This window comes from Ignatzschineria sp. F8392 (genome assembly GCF_002252045.1).
GTDB lineage: Bacteria > Pseudomonadota > Gammaproteobacteria > Cardiobacteriales > Wohlfahrtiimonadaceae > Ignatzschineria.
In genome coordinates this window covers 77,767-102,407 of sequence record NZ_NEFF01000005.1, presented here as the reverse complement: position 1 = coordinate 102,407, position 24,641 = coordinate 77,767, and the positions used below count along the sequence as shown (strand labels likewise).

Sequence of the window (24,641 nt, the reverse complement as noted above, 5' to 3'; positions counted from 1 at the left end):
GCTTTTAATGATAAATGGATCTAATTATCAGGAGTTTAGGTTGTTATATTATGGATATAATTAACAGATAATGACTCAAATATATATTTATCGATATTGGAACTTTAACGATCGACTTCTGTTGAAGATTATAGATCTGCAGAAATACTCTCGAAAATAGTACCGAGAAATGCACCGAAAAATATATCGGCAATGCTACTATGCCGTTGCACTCAAGAGTCATAAAATGGTACAGAGTCCTAGATTATATCGTTATTGTTGTCAATAATCTATATGGCTGATTTACATTTATATGGAATCATTGTAAGCGAATCACTTTGAAGCATGATTGAGCATCATTAAAATATAAAATATCAAGGGTTAGATACATCTTTTAGTGAAAAAGGGATGCTCAATAGCTGAAAAAGACATAGAATAGAGCAATTGCTTCATTTGCCGGGGCTATTGGGATCTGCAAAAGGGGCTTGCAGAGAGTATTGCTCCATTAGATATTGACCAATCGGTATTTAAAAAACTTTAAAGGTTTAAAGGTTTAAAGTTTTAGAAGTTTAGGACACTAGGACACTAGAACATTAGAACACTAGAAGTTTAGGAAATTAAAAATTTAGAAAAACCATAGCTATGAATAACTTACAATTAGAAAAAATTATCAATGAGAAGTTAGAGAGTAACGGGATCAAAGATTATGTCCCTAATGGATTGCAGGTGGAGGGGCGATCGGAGGTTAAACATATTGTTGCCGGAGTAACAGCAAGTCTAGAGTTGATTGAATGTGCATTAGAGCGTAACGCCGATGCATTGCTTGTTCATCATGGCTACTTCTGGAAGAGTGAATCACCCCTTATTCGAGGGATGAAGTATGAGCGTATCAAAAAATTGATAGAGGGCGGTATTAATCTCTATGCTTATCACCTTCCATTAGATCTTCATCCTGAGCTTGGTAATAATGCACAATTAGCAGAACTTTGGGAAATTGAAAATGTAGCGCCTATATCTACGGATAACCCTCTAGTCTTAACAGGAGATCTTGCCGAAGTGGTTGATGTCGTCTCTTTTGCAAAGATGATTAAACATACTTTAGGACGAGAACCTTTTGTTGAAGCCTCAGGTCCTAAGTTAATCAAACGAGTTGCGTGGTGTTCAGGAGCTGCTCAAGATGCCTTAGAGGAGGTGGCGATGCAAGGTTATGATGCATTTATCACAGGGGAAGTTTCTGAGCGGACGATCTATATTGCGCGTGAGCTAGGAATTCACTTTTTTGCCGCAGGCCATCATGCAACAGAGCGTGCAGGAGTTGCAAAGTTGGGAGAATGGTTAGCTAAGCATTATGATTTAGAAGTTGAATTTATCGATATCCATAATCCTATCTAAACCTTTCAGGTCGTTGTATCGTAAATTGATCAATAGTGACTAACGGCGATCAAGTGTGATTAATTGGCTTGGTTGGTTATCGTTGACTATTGTTGGCTATTGTAAGTTTCTATCAGCTTTTATTCGCTTTTATCCATTTTCATTATCTTTTATTGGTTTTGATCAATTTTAGTTATTATGTAATACGGTGAAAGAAGAGCATCCATAAAGGATACAATCTTAATTTTAGAGTAATTTCATCTCAATTTTATCGCGATTTCAGGTAAAATAGATCTCCAATGTTGTTGGGGTTTTAGATAAATCTATTATAGGTAAACCCATTAGTAATAGATCTCTTATTGACAATCAGGTTGAAGCTTGAGATGTAGAATTGAGAGCAGCGAAGCAGATAGCATAAATAAAGGGTAGAGATGTCAAAACAGATTGAAGAGAATCCGAATAGTAAGATTCCACTTGCAAAGAATGGTAAGCAGGCGCTAGATCAATCTGCTTTAGATCAACCACATTCTCAAGAATCAATTGCTGAAACTCAAGTAGATGAAGAGGGAGTGGAGGAGAAGGGAAAGAAAAAGACTCCAAAAAGTAGAAAGAAGAGATCGTTGATAGGTCGCTTTTTTACCTGGCTTTTAAGTTCTTTTCTGATGCTCTCTACCGCGATTATCTTACTGCTCTTCTTCTTGGTGGACACTCAGGCAGGATTGAGGACTCTAACAGCAGCAGCGAATCGTTATGCTAGCGATTATATCTCGATAGGAGATGCAAAAGGACGATTAGGCCAGGAGTTTCAGTTAACAGATTTAAGATTAAATTTACCAAACTACCCGCCACTTAAGATTGCATCTTTGGATCTCGCTTGGGACTATGTCGCTCTTTTAGAGAAGCGTGTAGATCTTAAGGCTCTAAAAGTATCGGGAGCTGATCTCAATTTTACACCAATTGTTCCCGAGCCTGAGAAGGAATCTTCAGAGCCTTTCTCCCCGCTTTCGATCAAAGAGATCGATATCCCTATTAATATCGCTTTAGACTCTCTCGATTTTGCTGAAAGTACGCTACAGATTGGTGATTTCTATCTTGGTTTGAATCAGTTTGAGGTCGATGGTTTAGCATTAGTTGATAATAATGTCACATTAAAGCATGCGTTAGGAGATCTCCATATTTTAGTGGGAGATAATGTCGATCTACCTTTTGTTGTTGCGCTCAATGGAGATGTTGATCTTCCTAAAGAGAGTGCTGATCTCAATCTTGCGCTCTATGCTCAAGATGGGATCGTCAATGATGAGCACTTTAATGTGGCCCTCAACTCTCAGCTCGATGGTGAGCTGAATGATCTTAAGTTCAATATTGATGGGCGCGTTGATTGGTCAAATATGTTAAATGATCCTATTCTTCTAAAATTGGAGAATAGTGTTGTAGCGCAAAATAGGATCTCTACCTATCTACATATTAAAAACTTAGCCAATCAGATGATGCTAGAGAGCGTATGGCAAATCGATCAGCCTTACGATTTCGATCTCACGATGAAGATGAATGCACCCTATCTTTCACAGTTTCATCCCAATATTCGAGGTTCGATGATGGGAGATCTCTGTCTACAAGGGGACCTTATGCAGCCTCTTTTGAATGCCGATATGCGCATAGAGAAGCTTGATATCTTAGGGCTTCGACTCAATCTTTTAACACTGCTCGGATCTCATAATGAGAAGCATCAGGCAAAAGTTGCTTTGACATTAGATCAGTTGAAATTTAATGAGTTCTATCTTAAACATTTAGGTATCAATCTTGATGGAACTTTAACAGAAGAGTTCGATTTTGATATTACTATTCAAGATCTAGAGCGGGAGCTAGTCGCACAGGTAGAACGTCCTTCAAAGAATGAGAGGGTTATCGATAAAGTGATAGCATCGGGAAGTGAAGAAGAGATTTACTATGCGGAAAATATGCCGATCTCTTTCTCCCCTAAAGGCGCAACTGAGGAGCTTGTTAAGAATGTGGAGTATCGGGTACAGGGGCGTGCTGAATCACACCAATTTAATTTCTTGCTTGATAGTATTGGCGGGATGATTCATTCAAATGGAGTTGCGGCTCTACGTAACTTAACCACAGACCCGACCTTTGATCTCTACTTAGGAGAGTCAAAGATTACCTCTCCCTTTATTGGTGATTTTAAATTAAATCGCCCCGCCTACTTTCATCTTGGTGCCAAAGATCAACAGATTAAATTGAGTCCTGTCTGTTATCAGCAGGGGTATGTAGTCTTCTGTGCTGAAGGGGAGCGGACAAAAGAGGGGGTTAATACTGCAGTTGTGACACTCAACAATCTTCCATCATCGTTGCTAAAAGATTATCTACCTGACGATATCTCGATCAATACAAAAGCGAATGCCACGATTGCAGGACAATTTTCAACAGAGGAAGATTTTATCGGGGTTGCAAATATCTCTCTTTCAAAAGGGGATATTCGTTATCGTCTTCAAGGTCGGGAAATTGAGATTCCTCTCTCAACGACATTACTCGATGTGCAGGCACGCCCTAGTGGTGTTACAAGTACCCTCAATGTAGATTGGGGTAAATATTTACGAGTTGTAGGAGATGGTAAGATTAATGATCTCTTTAAGAAAAATATTGTTGATGCAAAAGTGAAAGCAGATGTGCCAAGTTTTGATTGGGTCTCGCCGCTTGTGCCGGCATTACAAGGCTTAGGTGGAGAGATACTATTTACTTCAGAGGTCAATGGGCCGATTGAACACCCTGAAATAGGCGCAAATTTAAGTGTCAAAGATGGCAGACTCTATATTGCTTCTCTCAATAGTCGTCTTAAAAATATTAATCTGAATGTTAATTTACAAAAAGGAACCCCTGTATTTCTGATTAAAGGTGCGGTTGGTACCGAGAAGGGGGCATTACAACTTGATGGGCTCTATAATATCTCTAACTTAACAGCTTCACTCAATGTGAAAGGGAATGACCTTCTATTAGCAAATAGTGATGATATTAAGTTAATGATCTCTCCTGATTTGAGCTTTAATGCTTTGGGCAAACCCGGGGGTGGCAAATATCGCCTTACAGGTTCAGTAAGAATTCCGGAACTCTTCTATCAACATAAAGCCTCAGAAGGGGGTGGATCTGTTGTGACCGTCTCGAGTGATACCGTCATTATTGGCGATGGTAATGAGCATAAGCGAAGTGAAGATTTTATGAATAATCTCTATATGGATGTCAATTTTATCTTAGGAGATCGTATTAAAGTTGGGGCAGAGGGGCTAACTGCAACCTTAAATGGGGGTGTCAAAGTTACGAAAGCTTATAATCAAACAATCCGTGGACTGGGTGTGATCAATATAGGTAAGGGGGAGTTTGATATCTATGGACAGGTATTAACGCTCGATAAAGGAAAGATACAATTCTCCGGAGCCTCTATTACTAATCCAGCACTCGATATTCAAGCATCTCGAAGTTTTGTTAATGAGATCGAAGGGCGAGAGGTGCAGGTAGGGGTTAAAGTCTTAGGGAGTGCCGAAGCGCCGAGAATAGAGCTCTACTCCTCACCGATGTTAACGGATATCGAGATCGCCTCTTATCTCTTCTTAGGGCGAAGTCCTAATCTGCAATCGCCTACGGAGAATCTTATGTTACTCAATATGGTACGTAAAATCGCAACGGGAGAACCTATTTCAGGCTCTAAAGATGGACTCGCAAGTCAGTTAGGGTTGAGTGATTTCGGCTTTATGGAGACCCCGGAAGGCTCTATTGGTGTTGGAATTGGAAAACGCTTTGCCAATAGCTTCTATGTGGGCTTAGGTGTCGGAGTTGAGGATAGTTCTGGTGCGTTTGCGATTTTAAGATATCGTTTCTTAAAGTACTTTAACGTTAACACCGCTATTATGAGTGAAGGTGGAAGTATCAACGTTAACTACCTTCGAGATTTCTAGAGGTCTTAAAGATCTGTAAGATCTTAGATTTTGTGGCGACGATGCTATTATGTAGTAGGCTAGTAGTGTAATAGTCTACTGATCATACCTACTGATTATAAGCGGATCATAAATTAATAGTGGAAAATTAATAGTAGATATGTAAGAGAGATATTTAAGAGGTAGATGTGTAAGAGTAGACATATGATGATACGATCGATTATGAGTATGATCATGGAGAGATGGGTATTACTCTTGATTGAGTTATATCAGTAGATGATCAGCAAAATGATTACTACAGATGATCTATAGATGATCGTTATAGATGACGGTAATGACCGGTAAGAGATCGGAGTCAGGGGTGCTATAAATAATGAGCAATAAAAAACTGACAATAAAAAATCGGGAGATGATCCCGATTTTTGTTTTGAGTAATAATAGTACCTTATGATTTTAATACTTTAATATCATAATAGCCTGATATTTTGATACCTTTCCTTCTATTATCAAGACGCTTATTTTCATAAGATTGAGCCTGTAGAGTGTAGAGTATAGAGCTCTACTCTTTCTACGCTACTTTAGGAATGATCACTCTTGGTTGGAATGATTCTGCTTGAGCAATATTCCAGATGCTTGAGTAGTAGTTACTATCAATATCTTCCTCTAAGAGCGCACCTTCCGCAAGGTAGTAATGCATATTGGAGAAGAGACGAATCTCATTTTCAGATGAACGCATCACTAGATGTTGCGGGAGTAGTTTCGATGGATGTGAAACCCCGGCAGAAGAGAGAATCTCTGAAAGTGCATGAAGCGTATTGTGGTGGAAGTTATAGACTCGCTCAATCTTATCTTCAACGACTAACGCTTTTTGTCGTAGAGGATCTTGCGTTGCAATACCTGTTGGACAGCTATTAGTATGGCAGCTACGAGATTGGATACAACCGAGAGCAAACATAAAGCCCCGAGCCGAATTAACCCAATCAGCACCAATTGCTAAAGTTCTTGTGATATCGAAAGCAGTGATGATCTTTCCACTTGCACCAATACGGATCTTCTTCCGTAATCCTGTCCCCACTAAGACATTGTGGACAAAGAGAAGTCCCTCTTGTAGAGGCGTACCAATATGGTCAGCGAACTCAATCGGCGCAGAACCTGTTCCCCCTTCTTTTCCATCAACGACAATAAAGTCTGGTAAAATTTTAGTCAATAACATCGCTTTTGCGATCGCCATAAACTCCCAAGGATGGCCTACACAGAGTTTAAAACCAACTGGCTTACCGCCACTCAATTCACGGAGTTGTTGGATAAATTGAAGTAGTTCAATCGGCGTAGAGAAGGCGCTATGATTGGAGGGAGAGATACAATCTCTATCTCTAGGAACACCTCTAGTTGCGGCAATCTCCTCACTAATTTTATCTTTAGGTAGAACACCACCATGACCCGGTTTTGCGCCTTGACTCAACTTAATCTCAATCATCTTGATCTGTGGATCAGCCGCTTGTTTTTCAAATTTTACAGGATCAAAGTGGCCATCTTCTGTACGGCAACCAAAATAGCCAGATCCTAGCTCCCAGATAAGATCTCCACCATGTTTGCGATGGTAGGGGCTAATGCCACCCTCGCCGGTATCATGAGCGAAATTCCCCATTTTTGCGCCACCATTGAGCGATTCAATTGCACGCGCACTGAGAGCTCCGAAACTCATCGCCGAGATATTGAGGATTGAGGCAGAGTAGGGATGTTTACATTCATCTCCACCGATTGTGACACGAAATGTCGCAGGATCAGCTGCCGGTACTGTTGCCATCGAGTGGGTAACAAATTGGAATCCTGGCTCATAAGTATTTTGCAATGTTCCAAATGCTTGTACCGAATCTTGTGCAATATTTTTGGCACGAGCATAAACCAACTTACGTTCAGCATGGGTGAAAGGAACTGCATCATTATCCGACTCAATAAAGTATTGGCGAATCTCTGAGCGGAAGTGCTTTAAGATATAGCGTAAGTTACCAATAATAGGGTAGTTTTTACGAACAGCATAGGTATTTTGTGATAGATCAACTATCCCAATAATTGAGAGAATAGCAGTAATGCCGGTTAATACCCACATTGTCGTACTCTGTTCTGCAAAGAAGAGGCCGTACACGGTAAAGGCTAAAACAAAAATAAGGGGTAAGTAACGCCCAAATCGAGCAGCGATATGCATATCAGGGAGCTCCTATATTAGCTAGGTAATGGGAAGGTTAAAAGCGTCATTATCATAACGCATTTTGGAATAATAATTTAGAAATTTTCTCTCGATTTTTCCATTAATTGCAGATTAATGAGAAGATGATTTTGGATAAAGTTAATGCTCTTTTTCACCGATTTTGTCTCTTAAGTCTCTTATACTACGTTGGTCTAACGTATTGATCTAAAAAACTGGATAAGAATAAAATAGAAGTAAGGATGAATTGTATTATCAAATAAATTGAGTTATCAATTTTGTGACATTTTAAACTCTCACTTTTACAAGCGATCTTTCTATCTTGTTTAATCTCCTATTATTAGGCAATGATAACCTTAATTGAAGTGGGTTTGGTTAAAATACTACCAAATTACTACATTACTAGATATAAAAAGAGGGATTAGCTTTAACAAATCCCTATAGGTGGTAGCTTACCATCAATTTTGATAGAGGTGTAATGATAGATTTTTATCACACTTATTGCGTATAATAATCGATATGAAAAAGAATGAGCTAAATCCGTGGGATGATCATATTGTCCCTCGTAAAAAATTGGATGAGAAACGGGTTGCTAAGAGCAAGCTTCGTAATGTGCAAGCTGAAATTGGTCAGTTATCGCGCAAAAGAAGTGATCTTAATCCTTATCAGGTACTCACGATCTACCTTAAAAGATCATTGCAATTAACCTATATTGAACCTTGGTTTCAAGCCTTTTTGCCACCTCGATTAAAGGGAAAGCTCTTTATCTCGACAATTGGCAAACGCTATTGGGTGATTGGTACTACGCGACCTGAATATCGAATGGCATTTACTTTTTATCAAAAAGAGATTCATAACTCTTTGGAAAATCATCTTAATAAAATTTCGAAGAAACGTTGGAAGATCCCTGGATTTAAGATCGCTGTAATGCCGGAGAATCCTTACGATAAGCTCTATCAGAAAGAGTTAGAGGCCTTGATGTCGATTAAATCTGTACCGATGAAATCGAAAGAGGAGAAGGCTGCATTTCGTAAAAAACGGCAAGAGGAGCAAGCGGCAAAAGCAGAGGCTGAAGAGAAACGCAGGAGTGCTGCAAGTCGTATTATTGGCACAATTTCGGAGGAGCTTGATCAATATCAGAGTCGTAGAGGTCGGATGGAGCTTCTTGCAACGGGATCGCAGGAGTTATCATGAAGGGTGAAAAGCGTCAGCTGATTGAGCAGATGATTGCAAAAAGCCAGCAGAAATCAGAAGCGAAAAAAGAGATAAGGATTGATAGTGAGAGTTTACAGACTTATTACGATGCCTTTTACCAAGGGCATGGTGCTTCGCTAGAGAGTGATGAATTACTACACCAATGGCGTTACTGGCGTGAGCGAGCGATGAATTTTTTGGTGCGTCGTGAACATAGTGAAGTGGAGCTCAGGCAAAAGTTGCGTCAAAGAGCATTACCTGAGTGGCTGTTCGAGCCATTGATTGAGTGGCTCTATAGTAGAGATTACTTAAGTCTTGAACGTTTTGCTTATAGTTATGCTAAAAATAGAGCAGATTTGGGATATGGTCCGATACGTGTCAGTTATGAGTTGAGGGCTGAGCATCAAGTGCCTGAGCGTTTTATCAATGAGGCTTTCCGAGAGATCAACTGGGACAGAGCAGAGGCGGTCGCTGCACGAAAAATTCGACATAGTGATCCTCTGAAGTATCGAGCAGCACTCTATCGACGAGGATTTAATAGTGATGGTTAGAGGGTTGTTAGGTCAGTCGAGGTGACAGCTTATAGTGAGATAATCATTGATCTAATAGAGCTTAATTGTGAGAATCTATCGATGATTGTGGTAGCGCTCCATTATGGGGGAATTGTGAAGAATCGCTCGAGGAAGTTTGATCGCTTTTGATCTAACTTCCTCGTTTTATTTAAAAAGTGGGTATAATAAGCGAAATTATTTTCAGTTGATTTCAGTTGATTTTAGAGGAATAGAGATGGCATTAGATGAACGATTGCAGCGATATGGCTTGAGTTTTCAAGACCTACAGAAGCGAGAAGGGCTAGTTGAAGTAGATACCCTTTATCAACAAATTCTCCCTGAAGAGACTCTATCGACCCTACTACAGTGGCGTCGTGGAGAAGCAGAATTTACTGCAATTGAAGAGTCTGAATTTCAAATTGAATTAGGTGCTCATCTCAACCGATTTATCGCAGAGCTCTTTCATATTGAGAAGGAGAGTGAAGCTTTAATTGATCGCGCAAAGCGCTATGAGCGATTGATGCTCTTTAAAGAGCAATTTATACAGCGGGGTGCTAAACGATACCGTCAAGAGATTGAGGGAACTTTCGCTGAGCATCATGCAGAGCTTCTGAAAAAGATTGGCGTTTCTGATCAAGATCCCGAATTAGAAGCCAAAATTGCAAAATTTGCCCTCTCTCTTGATCCAGAAAAGAATGCTGATGAGATCGTAGCGATTCATCAATGGGGTGCTTTAGCAGAGAAAGATCCTGAAGGTGCTGCGCGCGTTCAAGATTGGATCACGTTTAAATTTCCTGCCCGTCTCGACTTTGATCATCTAGTTGCCACAGAAGAGCGCTCTTTCCAGGGAATTCCTGTGAAGGTTGGAAGCCGACCGCTTCGTAAGCGAGATGGCTTTGATCTGACAGACCAGCGAATGGATCGTTATGAGATCGCAAGTGAGATTGCCTATTGTAAATATTGTCATGATCATGATGGTGATTTTTGTAGTATCGGCTTCCCGGTGAAAAAAGGGGAGCCTGAGCAAGGTTTCCGTAAAAATCCCTTCAATGAGACATTAACAGGTTGCCCATTAGATGAGATGATCTCAGAGATGCAAAGATTAGAGAAAGAGGGGCTCTCGATCGGTTCGCTTGCAATCACTATGGTAGAGAATCCTATGGTGCCGGCAACGGGGCATCGTATCTGTAATGACTGTATGAAATCGTGTATCTATCAGCGTGCGGAGCCGGTTAATATTCCACAAATTGAGACAGGCGTCTTATCAACAGTATTAGATCTTCCTTATGGGGTCGAGATCTATAACTTATTGGCGCGTTGGAATCCTCTTAAACGTGAAGATTACCTTCCAGCGGAGGAGAATGGCCGTAAAGTATTGGTGGCAGGAATGGGCCCCGCAGGCTTTACCATGACGCACTACCTTTCACAACAAGGCTGTCATGTAGTGGGAATTGATGGATTGAAGATTGAGCCTCTTCCCGCTGAGATCTTAACGCAACCAGTTAGAAATTGGGATGATCTTGAAGAGCGCTTAGGTGATCGTATCCTTGCAGGATTTGGTGGCGTAGCCGAGTATGGAATTACGGTACGTTGGGATAAAAACTTCCTAAAATTGATCTATCTGACTTTGGCACGTCGTCGCAATGTAGAGATCTATGGCGGTGTCCGTTTAGGGGGAACATTAACATTAGAAGATGCTTTTGATCTTGGCTTTGACCATGTATCGCTCGCAGTTGGTGCCGGTCTTCCTAGAGTTTTAAAGATTGATAACTCCTTAGCAAAAGGGATGAAGCAAGCCTCTGACTTCTTAATGGCGATGCAGCTAACAGGTGCCGCTAAAGATAGTTCAATTGCTAACTTACAAGTACGTCTTCCGGCAGTTGTTATCGGAGGTGGTTTAACTGCCATCGATACAGCAACAGAGGTTCAAGCCTACTATATTAAGCAGGTAGAGAAGGTGCTTCATCGAGTAGAAATTTTAGGGGAAGAGAAGATCCGTGAGAATCTCTCCCCAGAAGATGATGAGACCTTAACAGAGTTTTTAACTCATGGTCGAGAAGTGCGCGCTGAACGTGAACGTGCAGCAGCTGCCGGCGAAGCGCCAGATTTTAACCCCCTATTGCAGAAGTGGGGCGGTGTAATGATTGCCTATCGGAGAACATTGCAGGAATCTCCAGCTTATACTCTCAACCATGAAGAGGTCACCAAAGCTTTTGAAGAGGGTATCCATTTTGGTGAAGAGCTCAATCCATTAGGCGTTGAACTTGATCAGCATGGACATGTGAAAGCAATCCGCTTTACCAAATCGGGTGAGGAGGAAGTTGTTGTTCCGGCAAGAGCGGTATTAGTGGCGGCAGGAACTTCTCCAAATACTATTTATGGTACTGAATATCCCGGTTCAATTGAGATCGAAGAGAAGCATCATTTCCAAGGATATGATCTTGATGGCAATCTCGTTCCATATCAATGGGGTACAAATAATAAAGAGGCTTTTGCACCTTTTACCTCTTATCGTCGTGGTGAGAAGCGCGTCTCCTATATTGGTGATACACATCCTGTTTTCAATGGTAATGTGGTTAAAGCAATTGCAAGTGCGAAAAAATCATCGCGCATTATTATGCAAGCACTCGATCGTCTACCTGAAAATAGTAAGTCTAATAATATTCTCTCTTTAGAGATGAAAGAGGGCTTAACGGCAACGATTCAGTCGATCGATGCCTCTAACCCAACTGTTTGTGAGGTTTGGGTAAAAGCACCTATGGCGGCTAAAAACTTTAAGCCAGGGCAATTCTTCCGGATGCAGACTTTTGAAACAGGAAGCGAAATTGTTGCCGGAACCCGTCTGCAGATTCCGCTTTTAACAGTTTCAGGAACAGGCTCTACAGAAGATGCGATTCGTCTACTGGTCTTCCAATGGGGAACGGGTCAACGATTGATTCCTTCATTAAAACCGGGAGATCAAGTTATTCTCGCCGGACCTACAGGTGCTCCTACTGAGTTACCCTCAGGTAAAACTATTTTAGTAGTGGCAGGACGCTGGGGCGCAGCGGTGATGCTCGATATCGGCTTTGCTCTTCGAAGTGCCGGCAATAAGGTGATCTATATTGCGGCAATGGGTTCTAAAAATGATGTGGATCATATGGATGAGCTAGAAGAGGGTGCAGATCAAATTATCTGGGCGGTAGGCAAAGGAGATCCTATTGAAGCGCGTCGTCCCCAAGATCACTCTGTTGTTGAATGGGATGTGATTAAGCTTATCAAATCGCTCAATGAAGAGGGAATTGTTGATATGGGTGAAGTTGATCGCTTAATGGCGATGGGTTCTACCGGCATGTTAAAAGGTTTCCAAAAAGAGCTCTCTGAAGGTGGATCACTTAAAGATCTCTTTAAAGAGGATCTGCATGTCACCGGAACTATCGGTAGCCCGATGCAATGTATGATGAAAGGGGTATGTGGTCAGTGTCTACAGTGGCAAGTTGATCCTGCAACAGGAGAGCGCACCAAAGCAGTCTTTACCTGTTCACAGCAAGATCAGCCTCTTAAAGCGGTTGATTTAGATAACCTTACAGCACGTACGAGCCAAAATAGATTGCCAGATATTATCTCTTCTCACTGGTTGAGCTATGTTTTAGAAGAGAAGGCAAAAGAAGAGGGTATCTAATAAAGACTTATTGATAACATTCATCGATCATCATGGGTCGCCATCTTGATTGATGAAGTTATCAGTCAGATACTAGTCGATACTAGTCAGCTGTTAGAAGAGAGATACTTCATAATCCATTCATTAGCTTACAATGCTTATAAAGATGATAAAGCTTATTATTAAGTTAGTCAGTGGAGATGTGAAGATCTCTCTTTTCACTTTTCTCTCATCTATTCTATTTTTCACGCACCTTCTATTTTGTATTTTTTATTTTGTTAAATCAGAAAGGGAGCAGTTCAATAACATCGTAGGCGGGCGTTTCATAAGGATGTGCTGATTTAAGAGCGGCAATTGCATCATGGATATAGGGTTTAGCGACAACAAGTTCCACGCGCCATTCAGGAACCCGTTTTAATTGAGCAATCTCGCCAGAGTAGGGGTTGCTGCCGGGAAGTGGTTTAAATTGTCCTTCTCCTAAGACTTGCCATGCACAATGGGAGTAGTTGCCAATTTTACCCCCTTTTGCGGCAAAGATTGCTTCTTTGACTGTTTCTAAATGTGTATCAGGAACAAAAAAGAGTAGTTTATACATTATTTTCTCCAACTTTGTTAAATTCTTTCTTTGTTAAAGTTATTATCGTTAATTATCTCGAATCTAGAGAGGATATCCGCCCCATTAAACTTATTTAGCGGGCTTTTCAATAATGATATCATCACTAAGTTCGCCATTAATGGCAAGGTGATTCGCTTTGACATTATTTTGATAGAGATCTAGATCTAGGAGATCTAACATGGAATTTTATTATAATCCCCCCATCGAGCCTTGGTTAAATATTCTCTACCAAGATGAGGAGATTATGGTTGTCGATAAACCGGCAGAATTGCTCTCTGTTCCTGGGAAAGGGGCAGAGCTTCACGATAGTATTATTACGCGGGTTCAGTGGGAGTTTCCCACTGCCGAGACGGTCCATCGACTAGATATGTCAACAAGCGGTATTTTAGTGATTGCTCTTACGAAAGCTGCGGAGCGAGAGTTGAAGCGTCAATTTCGGGAGCGAGAGACTTACAAACGCTATATCGCCGATGTTTTTGGCATCATGGAGGAGGATGGAGGGATCATTCATCTTCCGTTGATCTGTGATTGGGAGCGTCGGCCTAGACAGATGGTCTGTTTCGAGCGAGGAAAAGAGGCAATCACGGCTTACCATATCCTCTTTCGTAATCGACAGGAGAATTTTACTCGCATATCGCTCAATCCTTTAACGGGACGATCTCATCAATTGCGCGTTCATCTGCTCTCCTTAGGGCATGTGATCTTAGGCGATCGCTTCTATGCTCAAGGTGCAGCATTGCAACAGCGAGCGCGATTAGCGCTTCATGCTTCTGAGTTAAAATTTATTCATCCCTCAACAAAAGAGGCGCTCCACTTTAAGGTAGCGCCACCTTTCTAGCCTGTTTTTTCCAAGTCATAAGCTTTAAGTAAAATCTTTTAACCTCTATGAGCCTATGAATCTGTGAACCCATAGAATCTATTAGTCGATAGGACAGAAGCGATAGAGAAGATTTACCCAATAGTTAGCAACAATAGGGATTAACTGATCATTGAAATCATAGTGAGGATTATGAACAGAACAGCCATGCGCACCATCGGTTCCATTCCCTACAAAGAGATAACTTGAGGGAAGCTGTTGAGAGAAAAAGGCAAAATCTTCACTCCCGGTCATTGCTGGAAAGTTAGGAATAATCTTCGCTTCACCATAGCAGTCGATCGCAACTTCTTTAGCAAATTGAGTCTCTTTTACGCTATTGTGAAGGATAGGATAGGCCCTCACATAATTGATCTCTGCCGTTGCACCATAGCTTGCTGCTTGTGATTGAATGAGCTGTTTAATGCGCTCCTCCACTAGATCTTGAACATCGGCATTAAGATTGCGAACAGAGAGCTGAAGGGTGACACTATCTGGAATAACATTGAAAGTTGTTCCCCCATGAATAGATCCAACTGAAATAACGGTCATCTCTAAAGGTGAAACATTACGTGCCACAATCGATTGAAGATTAAGAACGATAGAGGAAGCTGCAACAATGGGATCAATAGTGAAATTAGGCATTGCCGCATGGCCCCCTTTCCCCTGAATCTTTACGGTAACACGATCTGAGGAGGCGAGTGCCGCACCACTTTTAAAGCCGAAATGACCGAGCGGGAATCCCGGCATATTATGAAATCCAAAGATCGCCTCACAAGGATATTTTTCAAGAACACCGGCTTCGATCATCGCTTTTGCTCCTCCAAGCTCCTCTTCTGCCGGTTGAAAGAAGAGATTAAGCGTACCTTTAAAGTGAGGGTTTTCTGCAATATATTTTGCAGCCGCGAGAAGCGTTGCGGTATGACCATCATGGCCACAAGCGTGCATAATTCCTTCTCTCTGACTCTTGTAGGGGAGTTGATTCTCTTCCTGAATCTTTAAAGCATCCATATCGGCACGAATACCCATCTTCGGGCCATCCCCTCTTTTGAGTTGCCCTACAACCCCGGTCTTACCAACGCCCGTTTCGACATGATAACCCCAGCTTTTTAGAGATTCTGCAACTAGCTTAGCCGTTTTAAACTCTTCAAAACCCAACTCTGGAAATTGATGGATCTGCTGCCGAATTATCATCATCTCTTCTGCAATAGTTTGTAGACCTGGGAGTAGATGATTACTATTAAGATGATTCATGTGAGGCCTCTCTCTATCTATGATTTAATGATTTAGGAATAATGTTTAGAAAATAGTGCAATCTACAATATAACGAGATCTTAAGATCTACTCAATATTGATTGAGAGATCAATTTAGCGATTGCAATCAGAGAGTGCATCAGAGATTGTGTTATAGATCGAGCAGGAATCAGATTAGGTGCTGATTTAAACCTTGAGTAAGGAGCTATATTGCCTGAGAGTTTAAAGATATTGAGTTGAAATTTTAGGTGGGAGGTTCAATATAGATGGAATAGTAGATGGAATAGTAGATGGAATAGGTAGAAGAGATAGAGATTTATCTATTAGGGACAGTTGTACTAGCATTAGTGAGTTGTATAACCATTAAAAATATTGATATTCAGTGAGGAGAGAAGAAATGGCACGTGGTGTGCGGGGGTTTTTAGCAGAAAAAGGGGTCACATTATCCCCAAAGATCTATTTTATAGATGCATTGAGCTATATGGCGCTTGGGCTCTTTTCATCACTCTTAATGGGACTTATTGTCAAAACATTAGGGCAACAATTGGGGTGGGAATCATTTGTCGAGTTAGGAAGCTTTGCAATGAAGCCGGAAATTGTTGGCGGTGCAATAGGTGTAGCGATTGCAGCGAGTTTAAAAGCGCCACCATTAATTCTCTTTTCTGCCGTATTTATAGGGGCTTTTGGTAATAATATTGGCGGACCTGCCGGGGCTTATGTGGCTGTTCTGATCGCAGTGGAACTTACAAAGTTGATCTATAAAAGTACTAAGCTCGATATTATTATTGTTCCGTTTATCGCTTTTCTAGTCGGTTTCTGGATTGCAAAGTGGATTGGAATACCGATTCATGACTTGATGCGTGGTTTGGGAGATCTGATTAATTGGGCAACAGAGCAACGTCCGCTTGTGATGTCTATTTTAGTTGCAACCGTTATGGGTTTAGCATTAACTGCACCTATTTCGAGTGCTGCGCTCTCCTTTATGTTGGGACTAGATGGTTTTGCTGCCGGAGCGGCCGTGATTGGTTGTAGTGCGCAGATGATCGGTTTTGCAACGAGTAGCTATCGCGATAATGGCTTTGGTGGATTGATCGCTCAAGGTGTCGGCACTTCAATGTTGCAGATCGCGAATATTATCCGTAAACCTCTTATTTTAATCCCTCCGACTGTTGCCGGAATGATCGCCGCCCCCATAGGTGTCGTTCTCTTTAAGATGACCAATAATGCTGCCGGTGCTGGAATGGGTACAAGTGGTTTTGTTGGCCAATTTATGGCTTTTGAATCGATGGGGTTTTCAATGACAACAGCAATTTATGTCTTGATCTGCCACTTTATATTGCCAGCAGTGATCTCGCTTCTTTTAGCTTATTGGTTCTATCAGAAAGGATGGTTGAAATTAGGTGATATGAAGCTCAATTATGAGTAAGTTAGATTGGGGGTGATCTGTTGTTGTATCTATTTTAAACAAGGAATTTGTCCCCTTTACAGCGGTAGGTGTGCTAGTATGCAGAAAGTATCCATTTAGCAATGCGCAAGGAGAGAGTTATGACAAATAGAACAGGTATTACCATGGGTGGCAATCCTATTACACTGATCGGCACAGAAGCGGTCGTTGGGGAAAAGGGTGCTAATTTTACAGTTGTAGATTTTGCTTTAAAGCCTGTCACGTTAGATGATTTTGCCGGCAAAATTAAGATTATCTCTGTTGTTCCATCAATCGATACGGGTGTTTGTGCGATTCAGACAAAGAAATTTGAAGCAGAGGCAACTGCATTGAAAGATACAGTGGTCTTAACTATCTCGGTAGATCTACCCTTTGCACAAAAGCGTTTCGCCGGTGAAAATAGTATCGAAAATAACCATCTTCTTTCAGATTATCAAACACATGATTTTGGTGTTGAGTATGGTTTTGAGATTGAAGGATTAGCGCTTCTCTCTCGAGGTATTGTTGTATTAGATCGTGATAATGTGATTCGTTATGTTGAGTATGTTAAAGAGGTTACAACAGAGCCTGATTATGAAGCGGCATTAGCTGTTGCAAAATCGCTCTAATTAACGCTTTAACGCTTTAACACTTTAATTAGAGATAAGAGATATCCTGACAGATCCACCCTCTATCTTTTATAAAGAAGGATAAGAGGACAAGAGGAGCAGAGGGATTAAAATATCTATTAAGGCAGCTCTTAAGCTGCCTTTTTTCTAGGCAGAGAATCGATCGAGCCGGTTAAAGAGGTCATCTAAGATAGTATAGTGATCGCTTGGTAGAAGGATTAGCTCGCTCTCTGCTCCTTCAGTAGATAATTTTTGGTGGTAGGTGAGGCTCTGATAGATCAGCTCAGGAAGTTCATTTTGACCGACTATAATTTTTATCTCTTTGCCCATTGGTGCCGGCAGTGATTGGGGTGAGAGTAGCTCAATCTCTTTGGGACTCAATTGTAAAGCTCGATTGAGGTGACTTTTAGCGATCGATTCGAGTTGATAGAGTCCGCTTAGAAGCCATACCTCATCGATTAATGGATGATTAGCATTGAGGGCAGCAAGATGGGCTCCTGCAGAGTGACCGATAAGGAGGGTAGGTTCTGTTTGATCGATTCTCTTTTCATAGCGGTAGAGATAATCGAGAGCAATGGTTATTGCCCCATTAATTTCGGTTAACGTTGCTGTTGGTGCTAAGGGATACTCTATTAAGAGTAGATGGTAACCTGCAGCTAAAATTGGTTGCGAGATAAATGCAAAATCAGTTTTATCACACCATTGCCAATATCCTCCATGGATAAAGAGGATTGTACCTTTCGACTCTTTTTGATTGAGAAATAGATCATAAGTCGCTCGATCCTCTAGAAAAGATCGGTGCTGTAATGCTTTCTTATCATTGATCTTATCGTGCTTTGTTAAATAGCTACAGTTAAAGATATGGGGATAACGTTCATAAGCGATTTTACTTCGTATTTTAAAATCGTCTAAGATTCTCCCCTCATCGGCAACTGTAGCACTATTATCGTAATGATATCGCTTTTTCATCCTTCTCTCCGATACTCTTAAGGCCTACTACTTAAACCTTAAGAGTATTTTTTATGGGTGGATTTACCCTAGAGTTTGAGTTGATCTCTCTTGATGACGCTTTTTTTGCTGCTTAATAAAGTAGAAGATCACAAGAAGAATCAGAAAAGGAATGCCAAATTTTAGGGTGGAATGGAAGATATCGGTAAACCATGTCGTGATAGTGATAGCTATGATTGCCCCTAAACCAAGTAATGTACCAATAGGATATCCCGGCATCTTAAATTTTAATTGAACCTTTTCTCGTCTCATCGCTCTTCTAAAGAAGAGGTGAGTAAAGAAGATCATTCCCCAGGTAAAGAGTGCACCAAACATAGAGAGAGCGATCATAATGGGAAATGCAGTATCGGGATTAAAGGTATAGACAATCGCTGCAACGGCAATACCACTTGCGGAGAGCGCTAATGCATGCATTGGCACCCCATTTTTATTAATTGTCCCAAAAACTTTAGGCGCATCCCCAGCACGTGAGAGGCTAAACATCATTCTTGTAGAGATGTAGAGCATACTATTCATCGCTGAAAGCGCAGCGATAATGACGATAAAGTTTAAGATGCTATCAGCAAAGGGAACATTGAAGGATTGCATTACAGTTACAAATGGACTGGTTGCTTCTGGGGTAATTAAACTCTTCCATGGCACCAACATAATAATAAGGGCAAGGGAGAGGATATAGAAGATAAAAAGACGCATCAATGTAGCTTTAAAGGCATGACGAACTGCTTTTTCAGGATCTTCCGCTTCTCCTGCTGCAACTGCAATCATTTCAATACTAAGATAGCTGAAGATAGAGATAATGACACCGATCCAGACACCAGAAAAGCCATTAGGGAAGAAGCCATCATCTCCGATCAAATTCTCTTTTACTTCTGCGCTATTTTTAAAACTTACAATAACGCCAATTGCCATAATGATAAAGGCGATAATTGCAAAGACTTTGATGGCTGAGAACCAATATTCCACTGATCCAAATGCTTTAACACTATATGCATTTACATAGATGAGTGCGGCAGAAAAGAGAACTATCCAGATCCAAGCAGAGATGTCGGGGAACCAAAATTTCATATAGTCGGCAACTGCGGTAACCTCAGTCCCTACCGCTAAGACGATACAGGCCCAATAGCTATAACGAATGAGAAAGCCAGCTAAAGGATGAACATAATGTTCTGCATAAGCCCCAAATGAACCTGAGGTAGGATGTTGAACGGTCATCTCAGCTAAGCACCCCATTAAGAGGAGAGCGATAACACCCCCAATTGCATAACTAACAATAACACCAGGGCCTGCAAAAGCGATAGCGAATTTACTACCGAGGAAGAGTCCTGTACCAATAGCGCCACCGATAGCGATCATCGCCATCTGCTTGCCTGTTAATTTTTTATGAAGACCTGCTTCACGAGCTTGAATTTTATCAAAGCTACTCATTGTATCCTCCTAAGATCTTATATGATGACGATCTTAAATTCCTCTGTTTTTGATGGTGGCTGATAACTTCTGCCATTTTTATTCTTTTTGTTCTTGTTATTCTTTTACTAAGAAGTATCCTATTTTTCTGCCATTAGCTATCTCTTTCGATTTTAATCCCATTTTGCTCTTAAGTTTACTTTTGTTGATAGATAGTGGCCGCTATTGTCGATTAGGGTTAATAAAATTGATATGAATCAGCCGATATGAACCAATCGATATGGCGTCAGTTTCATCTGTCTCGACAATAGCGCATGATGAGATATGAACTTAGGTCACATCTCCCCTTTGTTGATAACGAGGATTCTCCCACTCTCTATTTTCAAATACCGCCTTAATATGGGCGACAGCATTCCAAATATCGCTATAGCTGAGATAGAGTGGTGTTACACCAAAACGCATGACCTCAGGCTCTCGATAATCACCAATAACACCGCGGGCAATAAGAGCTTGAATGACGGCATACCCCTCTTTATGTTCAAAGCTAACATGGCTACCACGATAGTGATGATCTAAAGGTGTAATCAGTTTTAAACCATATTGATGACACTCTTGCTCAACTAGTTGGATAAAGAGATCGGTAAGGGCCAATGACTTTTTACGAATCTCCTCCATATCTGTCTGTAGGAAGATATCGACACCTGATTCAATGAGTGACATGGAGATAATTGGTTGTGTTCCACATAGATAGCGACGAATGCCTGATGCTGCCTCATACTTTACAGCCATATCAAATGGGCGTTCATGCCCCCACCAGCCAGAGAGAGGTTGCCAAAAGCGAGTTTGATAACGAGGATGAACCCAGAGCATTGCGGGGGATCCAGGGCCACCATTGAGATATTTATAGGTACAGCCAACAGCAAAATCGGAATCACTGCCATTAAGATCGATGGGAACTGCACCGATAGAGTGACAAAGATCCCAGATCACTAATGCGCCTTTCTCATGTGCGATTCTATTTGTTTCTGCCATATCATAGAAGTAGCCGGTACGGTAATTGACATGAGAGAGAACAATAGCGGCCGTCTCTTCATCAATTGTATGGGCGAGATCATCAGGATGATCAATCAGCTCAATGCGATAACCGCGATCTAAAAATTGGGTAAACCCTTGGATAATATAGAGATCTGTTGGGAAAGAATCTCTTTCGGCAATAATGACTTTACGTTGAGGATTCTTCTCTTCTTGAATATGGATCGCGCTCGCTAATACTTTGAAGAGATTGAGGGAGGTTGTATCGGTAATGACAGTCTCTCCTGTTTTGGCACCGACAAGTTGACCTACTTTATCCCCTAAGCGTGTCGGAAGATTCCACCAATCATTGCTATTCCAACTATTGATAAGATCATTTCCCCACTCTTTCATAATCACTTCTGCTGCGAGTGCTTCTGCTGATTTCGGACGGGCACCGAGAGAGTTCCCGTCGAGATAGATAACGCCTTCTGGAAGCGCAAATTGCTCCTTAAAGTGGGCTAATGTATCGTTCTGATCATGCTGCAGACAATCTTGAAGTGTGATCATAATATTCTCCTTGGTACTTTAGTTGTTTTATCGATTACTTTCTATTATTTTTTTACTATTTTTACTATTTCCACTGTTTTTTTTAATAGTATTTAAATTATGTTATTGATCGCTTTACTGTTTATCTATAAATGATTAGTATGATTTTTATGATTTATCTATAAATAATTTATTTATAAATGGTGAGAGTATTAGCTCTATCCCCACCCCATCTATTTTTAGAAAGCTTATGAAAAAAAGCTTACTAAAACTGGCGATCATTAATTAGTGTTAGCCCTCATTTACAGTGCCTTGTCGACATTTAGTGGCTGATATTATTATCCATTTTCTTGATTTAAATCGTGTGATTTTTCAAAATCAAATAATGAATAATTAACGAAAATTTAATTATCTTTTAGTCGTTTCTTAATCATTTTCATCATATCTTCTAATTTATCTTCTATTTTATTCTCTTTTGAGAATCACAGTTCCAATTTAGCACGAAGTTTAATGAATTTTATTGCAAATAAATAACTCAGAAAACTATTTTTTAGAATTAAATACGGTAAGATGAGATAAAAAGAGAGGAGATTCTAAATGAAACTAGACGAAATAGATTTAAAGATTTTACGTGCACTGAAAGATGATGGTCGATTATCGAATCAAGATTTAGCTGAAAGAATATCGCTTTCCCCTTCAGCGTGTCATCGAAGAGTCAAAGAGCTTGAAAATAGTGGGATTATTAAAGGATATCGCGCTGTTTTAGATGAGAAGAAGTTAGGTAGAGAGATTGAAGCCTTTGTTGAGATAGGTCTTATGCATCTCGATGAATCGGGCCATCAACATTTTTGTGATCACATAGCGACACTCCCTGAGGTCATTAATGCTTATATCATCACTGGAGAGTCAAATTATCTGCTTCATGTGAGAACCAATAATTTCTCCACTTTCTCCTACTTCATTACTCATAAATTGAATAAGATCTCCGGTATTATTAAGATCCATTCAAAGATCGTGATTAGTGATGTTAAGAAGATGTAGAAACAGATCGTTAGAAGCAGATAGTTAACAGCGGATAGTTAGAGACAGATAAGTAGAGCCCGAAAGAGTAAATTTTATTGATCTACTATTTCGGGCTCATAGTTTATGGGGTAATAAGAGGGTTATGGAATAAGAGAAACCTTATTGTGATAAGGTTTAAGCTTCGTGAGCAATCTTCTCAAGATATTGATTGATAGCATCCGATTCATACATCCAGTTTACCGTACCATCACTATTTTCAATGCGAAGGCAGGGGACTTGACGTTTTCCACCTTGTGTCAGTAATTCTTCTGCAAACTGTGCATTATCCTTTGCATCTCTCAATTCAATATTGAGATTGAGTCTTTTAATGGTGCGACGCACTTTAACGCAGAAAGGGCACATGTGGAATTGATAGAGTGCAAGATGAGCTGTTTTTTGATCCATCTTTGCTTGCGCTTCCGCTGATCGTTTAACGGGAGTAGGGGCAAAAGTACTATCAAAAAAGAGAATTGCTTTACCTAGAATATTACGTATCAGTTTCATATTAAATCCTTTTATAATAACTCTATTAACATGGTTCCGTAAGGAGAGATAGAGAAGGGATGGCGAGAAGAGGCCAAAATAGAGAAGGGCTTAGTGTATCAAGCTTTCCGAGAAATGAGAAACGGAGAAATGGTGAAAGAGGGAAGTCAAAAAGGGGGTTATGTCCTGTAAGCTTCTATTTGGATCATCTCTATTTAGATCATCTCTACTCAGGTCATCTCTCAAGCACGGTGATGATCACGCAACCAGCGATCGAGACTATTACTGAAGTTTTGGCGATCTCGTTGATTGAGTGGTTCAGGGCCTTTAGTCTGTATCCCACTACCACGAAGTAATTCGTTAAAATCTCGCATCGCAAGTTTGGCATTGATGCTTCCTAAATCATAAAAATCTCCACGAGGATTGAGAGCAATTCCCCCTTTATCGAGAACATCTTTCGCTAATGGGATATCGGCTGTGATGATGAGATCATCTTTCTCTGTTATTGCGACGATTCGTTGATCCGCTACATCAAACCCTGATAGGACCTGTATCGCTTGAAGGTATGGGGAGCGGGGTAATTTTGTGGGCTGATTGGCGATAAAGATAACTTTTATCCTTTCACGAATCGCTGTTCGGCAGAGAATCTCCTTTAAAACATTAGGGATAGCATCAGCATCTACTAAAATTTGTGCCATTTTGATCGCCTTCTTAATCTCTATTTTTATAATTTGTCTTGGGGGAGTGAATAACTCACTATAAAGTAAAAGAGCCCTTTGGATGAAGAGCTCTTTATATCGTTATTATCTTTTCATTTTTGTTTAGCGAACAATCATGATATCGCAAGTTGAGTGGCGAACGGTGCTTTCAGAGACAGATCCAACAAACATTCTCTCTACCATGCCGTAACCTGTTGCCCCCATGACAATAAGATCTGCATTCACTTCAGGCGCGATCTTCTTAGCGATCACTGATCTTGGTGAACCTTCTTTCTTCAAGGTTGCGATATCTGTAAGTCCAGCATCTTTTGCTTTTTGCTCTGCATCTGCAAGAATTTTTTTCGCATTATCTTCTGCATACTCTTCAAGTGGCTCACGGTAAGCAATCGCTAATGAATATGAGCGAACATCAATAACGTGAGCAATCACTAACTTGCTTGTATAGAACTTTGCTAATTCAATTGCACGATCGAGTGCTTTAAGAGAAGCATCAGAACCATCAACAGGGACTAAAATCGTTTTATATTGTTTACTCATATTAAACTCCTAATATTGGGTTGAGGCTAAAGATAGATCGATATTATGTATCAACATTGTCTCGGATACTCGGGTAACGAATAATAGAGACTTTATATCAAACACTTAATATCAAGTATTATATTTGCCACTTTCTTTTAAGTTATTCTTTTAGGTTATTTATTGATTCAATAGCTTAACGAGCGATCCCTAAAAGGTGCTATTGACGCGCTCTTTTCGACTA

General features: G+C 40.6%; 18 protein-coding genes. 9 read left to right on the top strand and 9 right to left on the bottom strand.

All coding sequences use genetic code 11. The features are described from left to right. Positions 1 to 621: 621 nt before the first annotated feature. Both B9T19_RS08565 and B9T19_RS08560 read left to right on the top strand, forming a co-directional pair. Positions 622 to 1,371 (top strand): Nif3-like dinuclear metal center hexameric protein, encoded by a 750-nt coding sequence (locus tag B9T19_RS08565; protein ID WP_094568215.1) that lies wholly within the window; start codon positions 622 to 624, stop codon positions 1,369 to 1,371. Between the two features lie 410 nt (positions 1,372 to 1,781). Then, positions 1,782 to 5,300 carry a translocation/assembly module TamB domain-containing protein gene (locus B9T19_RS08560; protein WP_094568214.1) on the top strand — a complete coding sequence of 1,173 codons (3,519 nt, stop codon included), beginning with the start codon at positions 1,782 to 1,784 and terminating at the stop codon, positions 5,298 to 5,300. 547 nt (positions 5,301 to 5,847) lie between these two features. Here the strand turns inward: B9T19_RS08560 and B9T19_RS08555 are convergent. Next, a complete protein-coding gene (locus tag B9T19_RS08555; RefSeq protein WP_233146831.1) occupies positions 5,848 to 7,485 on the bottom strand; it encodes an FMN-binding glutamate synthase family protein in 1,638 nt (545 codons plus the stop codon). Between the two features lie 519 nt (positions 7,486 to 8,004). Between B9T19_RS08555 and B9T19_RS08550 the strand changes: the two genes are divergently transcribed. From B9T19_RS08550 to B9T19_RS08540, 3 genes are all read left to right on the top strand, one after another. Beyond that, positions 8,005 to 8,679 carry a hypothetical protein gene (locus B9T19_RS08550; RefSeq protein ID WP_094568213.1) on the top strand — a complete coding sequence of 225 codons (675 nt, stop codon included), beginning with the start codon at positions 8,005 to 8,007 and terminating at the stop codon, positions 8,677 to 8,679. Further along, on the top strand, positions 8,676 to 9,230 hold the full coding sequence (locus tag B9T19_RS08545; protein ID WP_094568212.1) for a regulatory protein RecX: 555 nt from the start codon (positions 8,676 to 8,678) through the stop codon (positions 9,228 to 9,230). The genes B9T19_RS08550 and B9T19_RS08545 overlap by 4 nt, the downstream gene beginning before the upstream one ends. A gap of 235 nt (positions 9,231 to 9,465) precedes the next feature. Further along, the gene (locus B9T19_RS08540; protein WP_094568211.1) at positions 9,466 to 12,891 is read left to right on the top strand and encodes an FAD-dependent oxidoreductase; all 3,426 of its coding nucleotides are present in this window, start codon (positions 9,466 to 9,468) and stop codon (positions 12,889 to 12,891) included. 262 nt (positions 12,892 to 13,153) lie between these two features. On the opposite strand, the gene B9T19_RS08535 is transcribed toward B9T19_RS08540, so the two are convergent. Next, a complete protein-coding gene (locus B9T19_RS08535) occupies positions 13,154 to 13,465 on the bottom strand; it encodes a YqfO family protein (protein ID WP_094568210.1) in 312 nt (103 codons plus the stop codon). Positions 13,466 to 13,664: 199 nt separating this feature from the next. Between B9T19_RS08535 and rluA the strand changes: the two genes are divergently transcribed. After that, entirely contained in the window at positions 13,665 to 14,324 is a 660-nt protein-coding gene (gene rluA / locus B9T19_RS08530) for a bifunctional tRNA pseudouridine(32) synthase/23S rRNA pseudouridine(746) synthase RluA (RefSeq protein ID WP_094568209.1), read from the top strand. Positions 14,325 to 14,405: 81 nt separating this feature from the next. On the opposite strand, the gene B9T19_RS08525 is transcribed toward rluA, so the two are convergent. Next, the gene (locus tag B9T19_RS08525) at positions 14,406 to 15,593 is read right to left on the bottom strand and encodes a M20 aminoacylase family protein (RefSeq protein ID WP_094568208.1); all 1,188 of its coding nucleotides are present in this window, start codon (positions 15,591 to 15,593) and stop codon (positions 14,406 to 14,408) included. A 397-nt stretch (positions 15,594 to 15,990) separates the two neighbouring features. Between B9T19_RS08525 and B9T19_RS08520 the strand changes: the two genes are divergently transcribed. Continuing rightward, complete coding sequence (locus B9T19_RS08520) at positions 15,991 to 17,019, top strand: PTS transporter subunit IIC (protein ID WP_233146830.1); 1,029 nt, start codon at positions 15,991 to 15,993, stop codon at positions 17,017 to 17,019. A gap of 119 nt (positions 17,020 to 17,138) precedes the next feature. Then, positions 17,139 to 17,645 carry a thiol peroxidase gene (gene tpx / locus B9T19_RS08515; RefSeq protein WP_094568207.1) on the top strand — a complete coding sequence of 169 codons (507 nt, stop codon included), beginning with the start codon at positions 17,139 to 17,141 and terminating at the stop codon, positions 17,643 to 17,645. 147 nt (positions 17,646 to 17,792) lie between these two features. Here tpx and B9T19_RS08510 read toward each other — a convergent pair whose 3' ends face one another. From B9T19_RS08510 to kynU, 3 genes are all read right to left on the bottom strand, one after another. Further along, positions 17,793 to 18,614 (bottom strand): alpha/beta hydrolase, encoded by an 822-nt coding sequence (locus B9T19_RS08510; RefSeq protein ID WP_094568206.1) that lies wholly within the window; start codon positions 18,612 to 18,614, stop codon positions 17,793 to 17,795. A 63-nt stretch (positions 18,615 to 18,677) separates the two neighbouring features. After that, positions 18,678 to 20,078 (bottom strand): amino acid permease, encoded by a 1,401-nt coding sequence (locus tag B9T19_RS08505; RefSeq protein ID WP_094568205.1) that lies wholly within the window; start codon positions 20,076 to 20,078, stop codon positions 18,678 to 18,680. 309 nt (positions 20,079 to 20,387) lie between these two features. After that, entirely contained in the window at positions 20,388 to 21,638 is a 1,251-nt protein-coding gene (gene kynU / locus B9T19_RS08500) for a kynureninase (RefSeq protein ID WP_094568204.1), read from the bottom strand. Positions 21,639 to 22,214: 576 nt separating this feature from the next. On the opposite strand from kynU, the gene B9T19_RS08495 reads away from it, so the two are divergent. Next, positions 22,215 to 22,658, top strand: coding sequence for an Lrp/AsnC family transcriptional regulator (locus tag B9T19_RS08495; protein ID WP_094568203.1), 444 nt, complete (start codon positions 22,215 to 22,217; stop codon positions 22,656 to 22,658). Between the two features lie 156 nt (positions 22,659 to 22,814). Here B9T19_RS08495 and B9T19_RS08490 read toward each other — a convergent pair whose 3' ends face one another. The 3 genes from B9T19_RS08490 to B9T19_RS08480 all read right to left on the bottom strand — a co-directional run bounded on the left by B9T19_RS08490 (position 22,815) and on the right by B9T19_RS08480 (position 24,418). Beyond that, entirely contained in the window at positions 22,815 to 23,183 is a 369-nt protein-coding gene (locus B9T19_RS08490; protein ID WP_094568202.1) for a glutaredoxin domain-containing protein, read from the bottom strand. Between the two features lie 221 nt (positions 23,184 to 23,404). After that, a complete protein-coding gene (locus B9T19_RS08485) occupies positions 23,405 to 23,860 on the bottom strand; it encodes a YaiI/YqxD family protein (RefSeq protein ID WP_094568201.1) in 456 nt (151 codons plus the stop codon). A gap of 123 nt (positions 23,861 to 23,983) precedes the next feature. Continuing rightward, positions 23,984 to 24,418, bottom strand: a complete 435-nt coding sequence (locus B9T19_RS08480) for a universal stress protein (protein ID WP_094568200.1) — start codon at positions 24,416 to 24,418, stop codon at positions 23,984 to 23,986. Between the last annotated feature and the right edge of the window lie 223 nt (positions 24,419 to 24,641).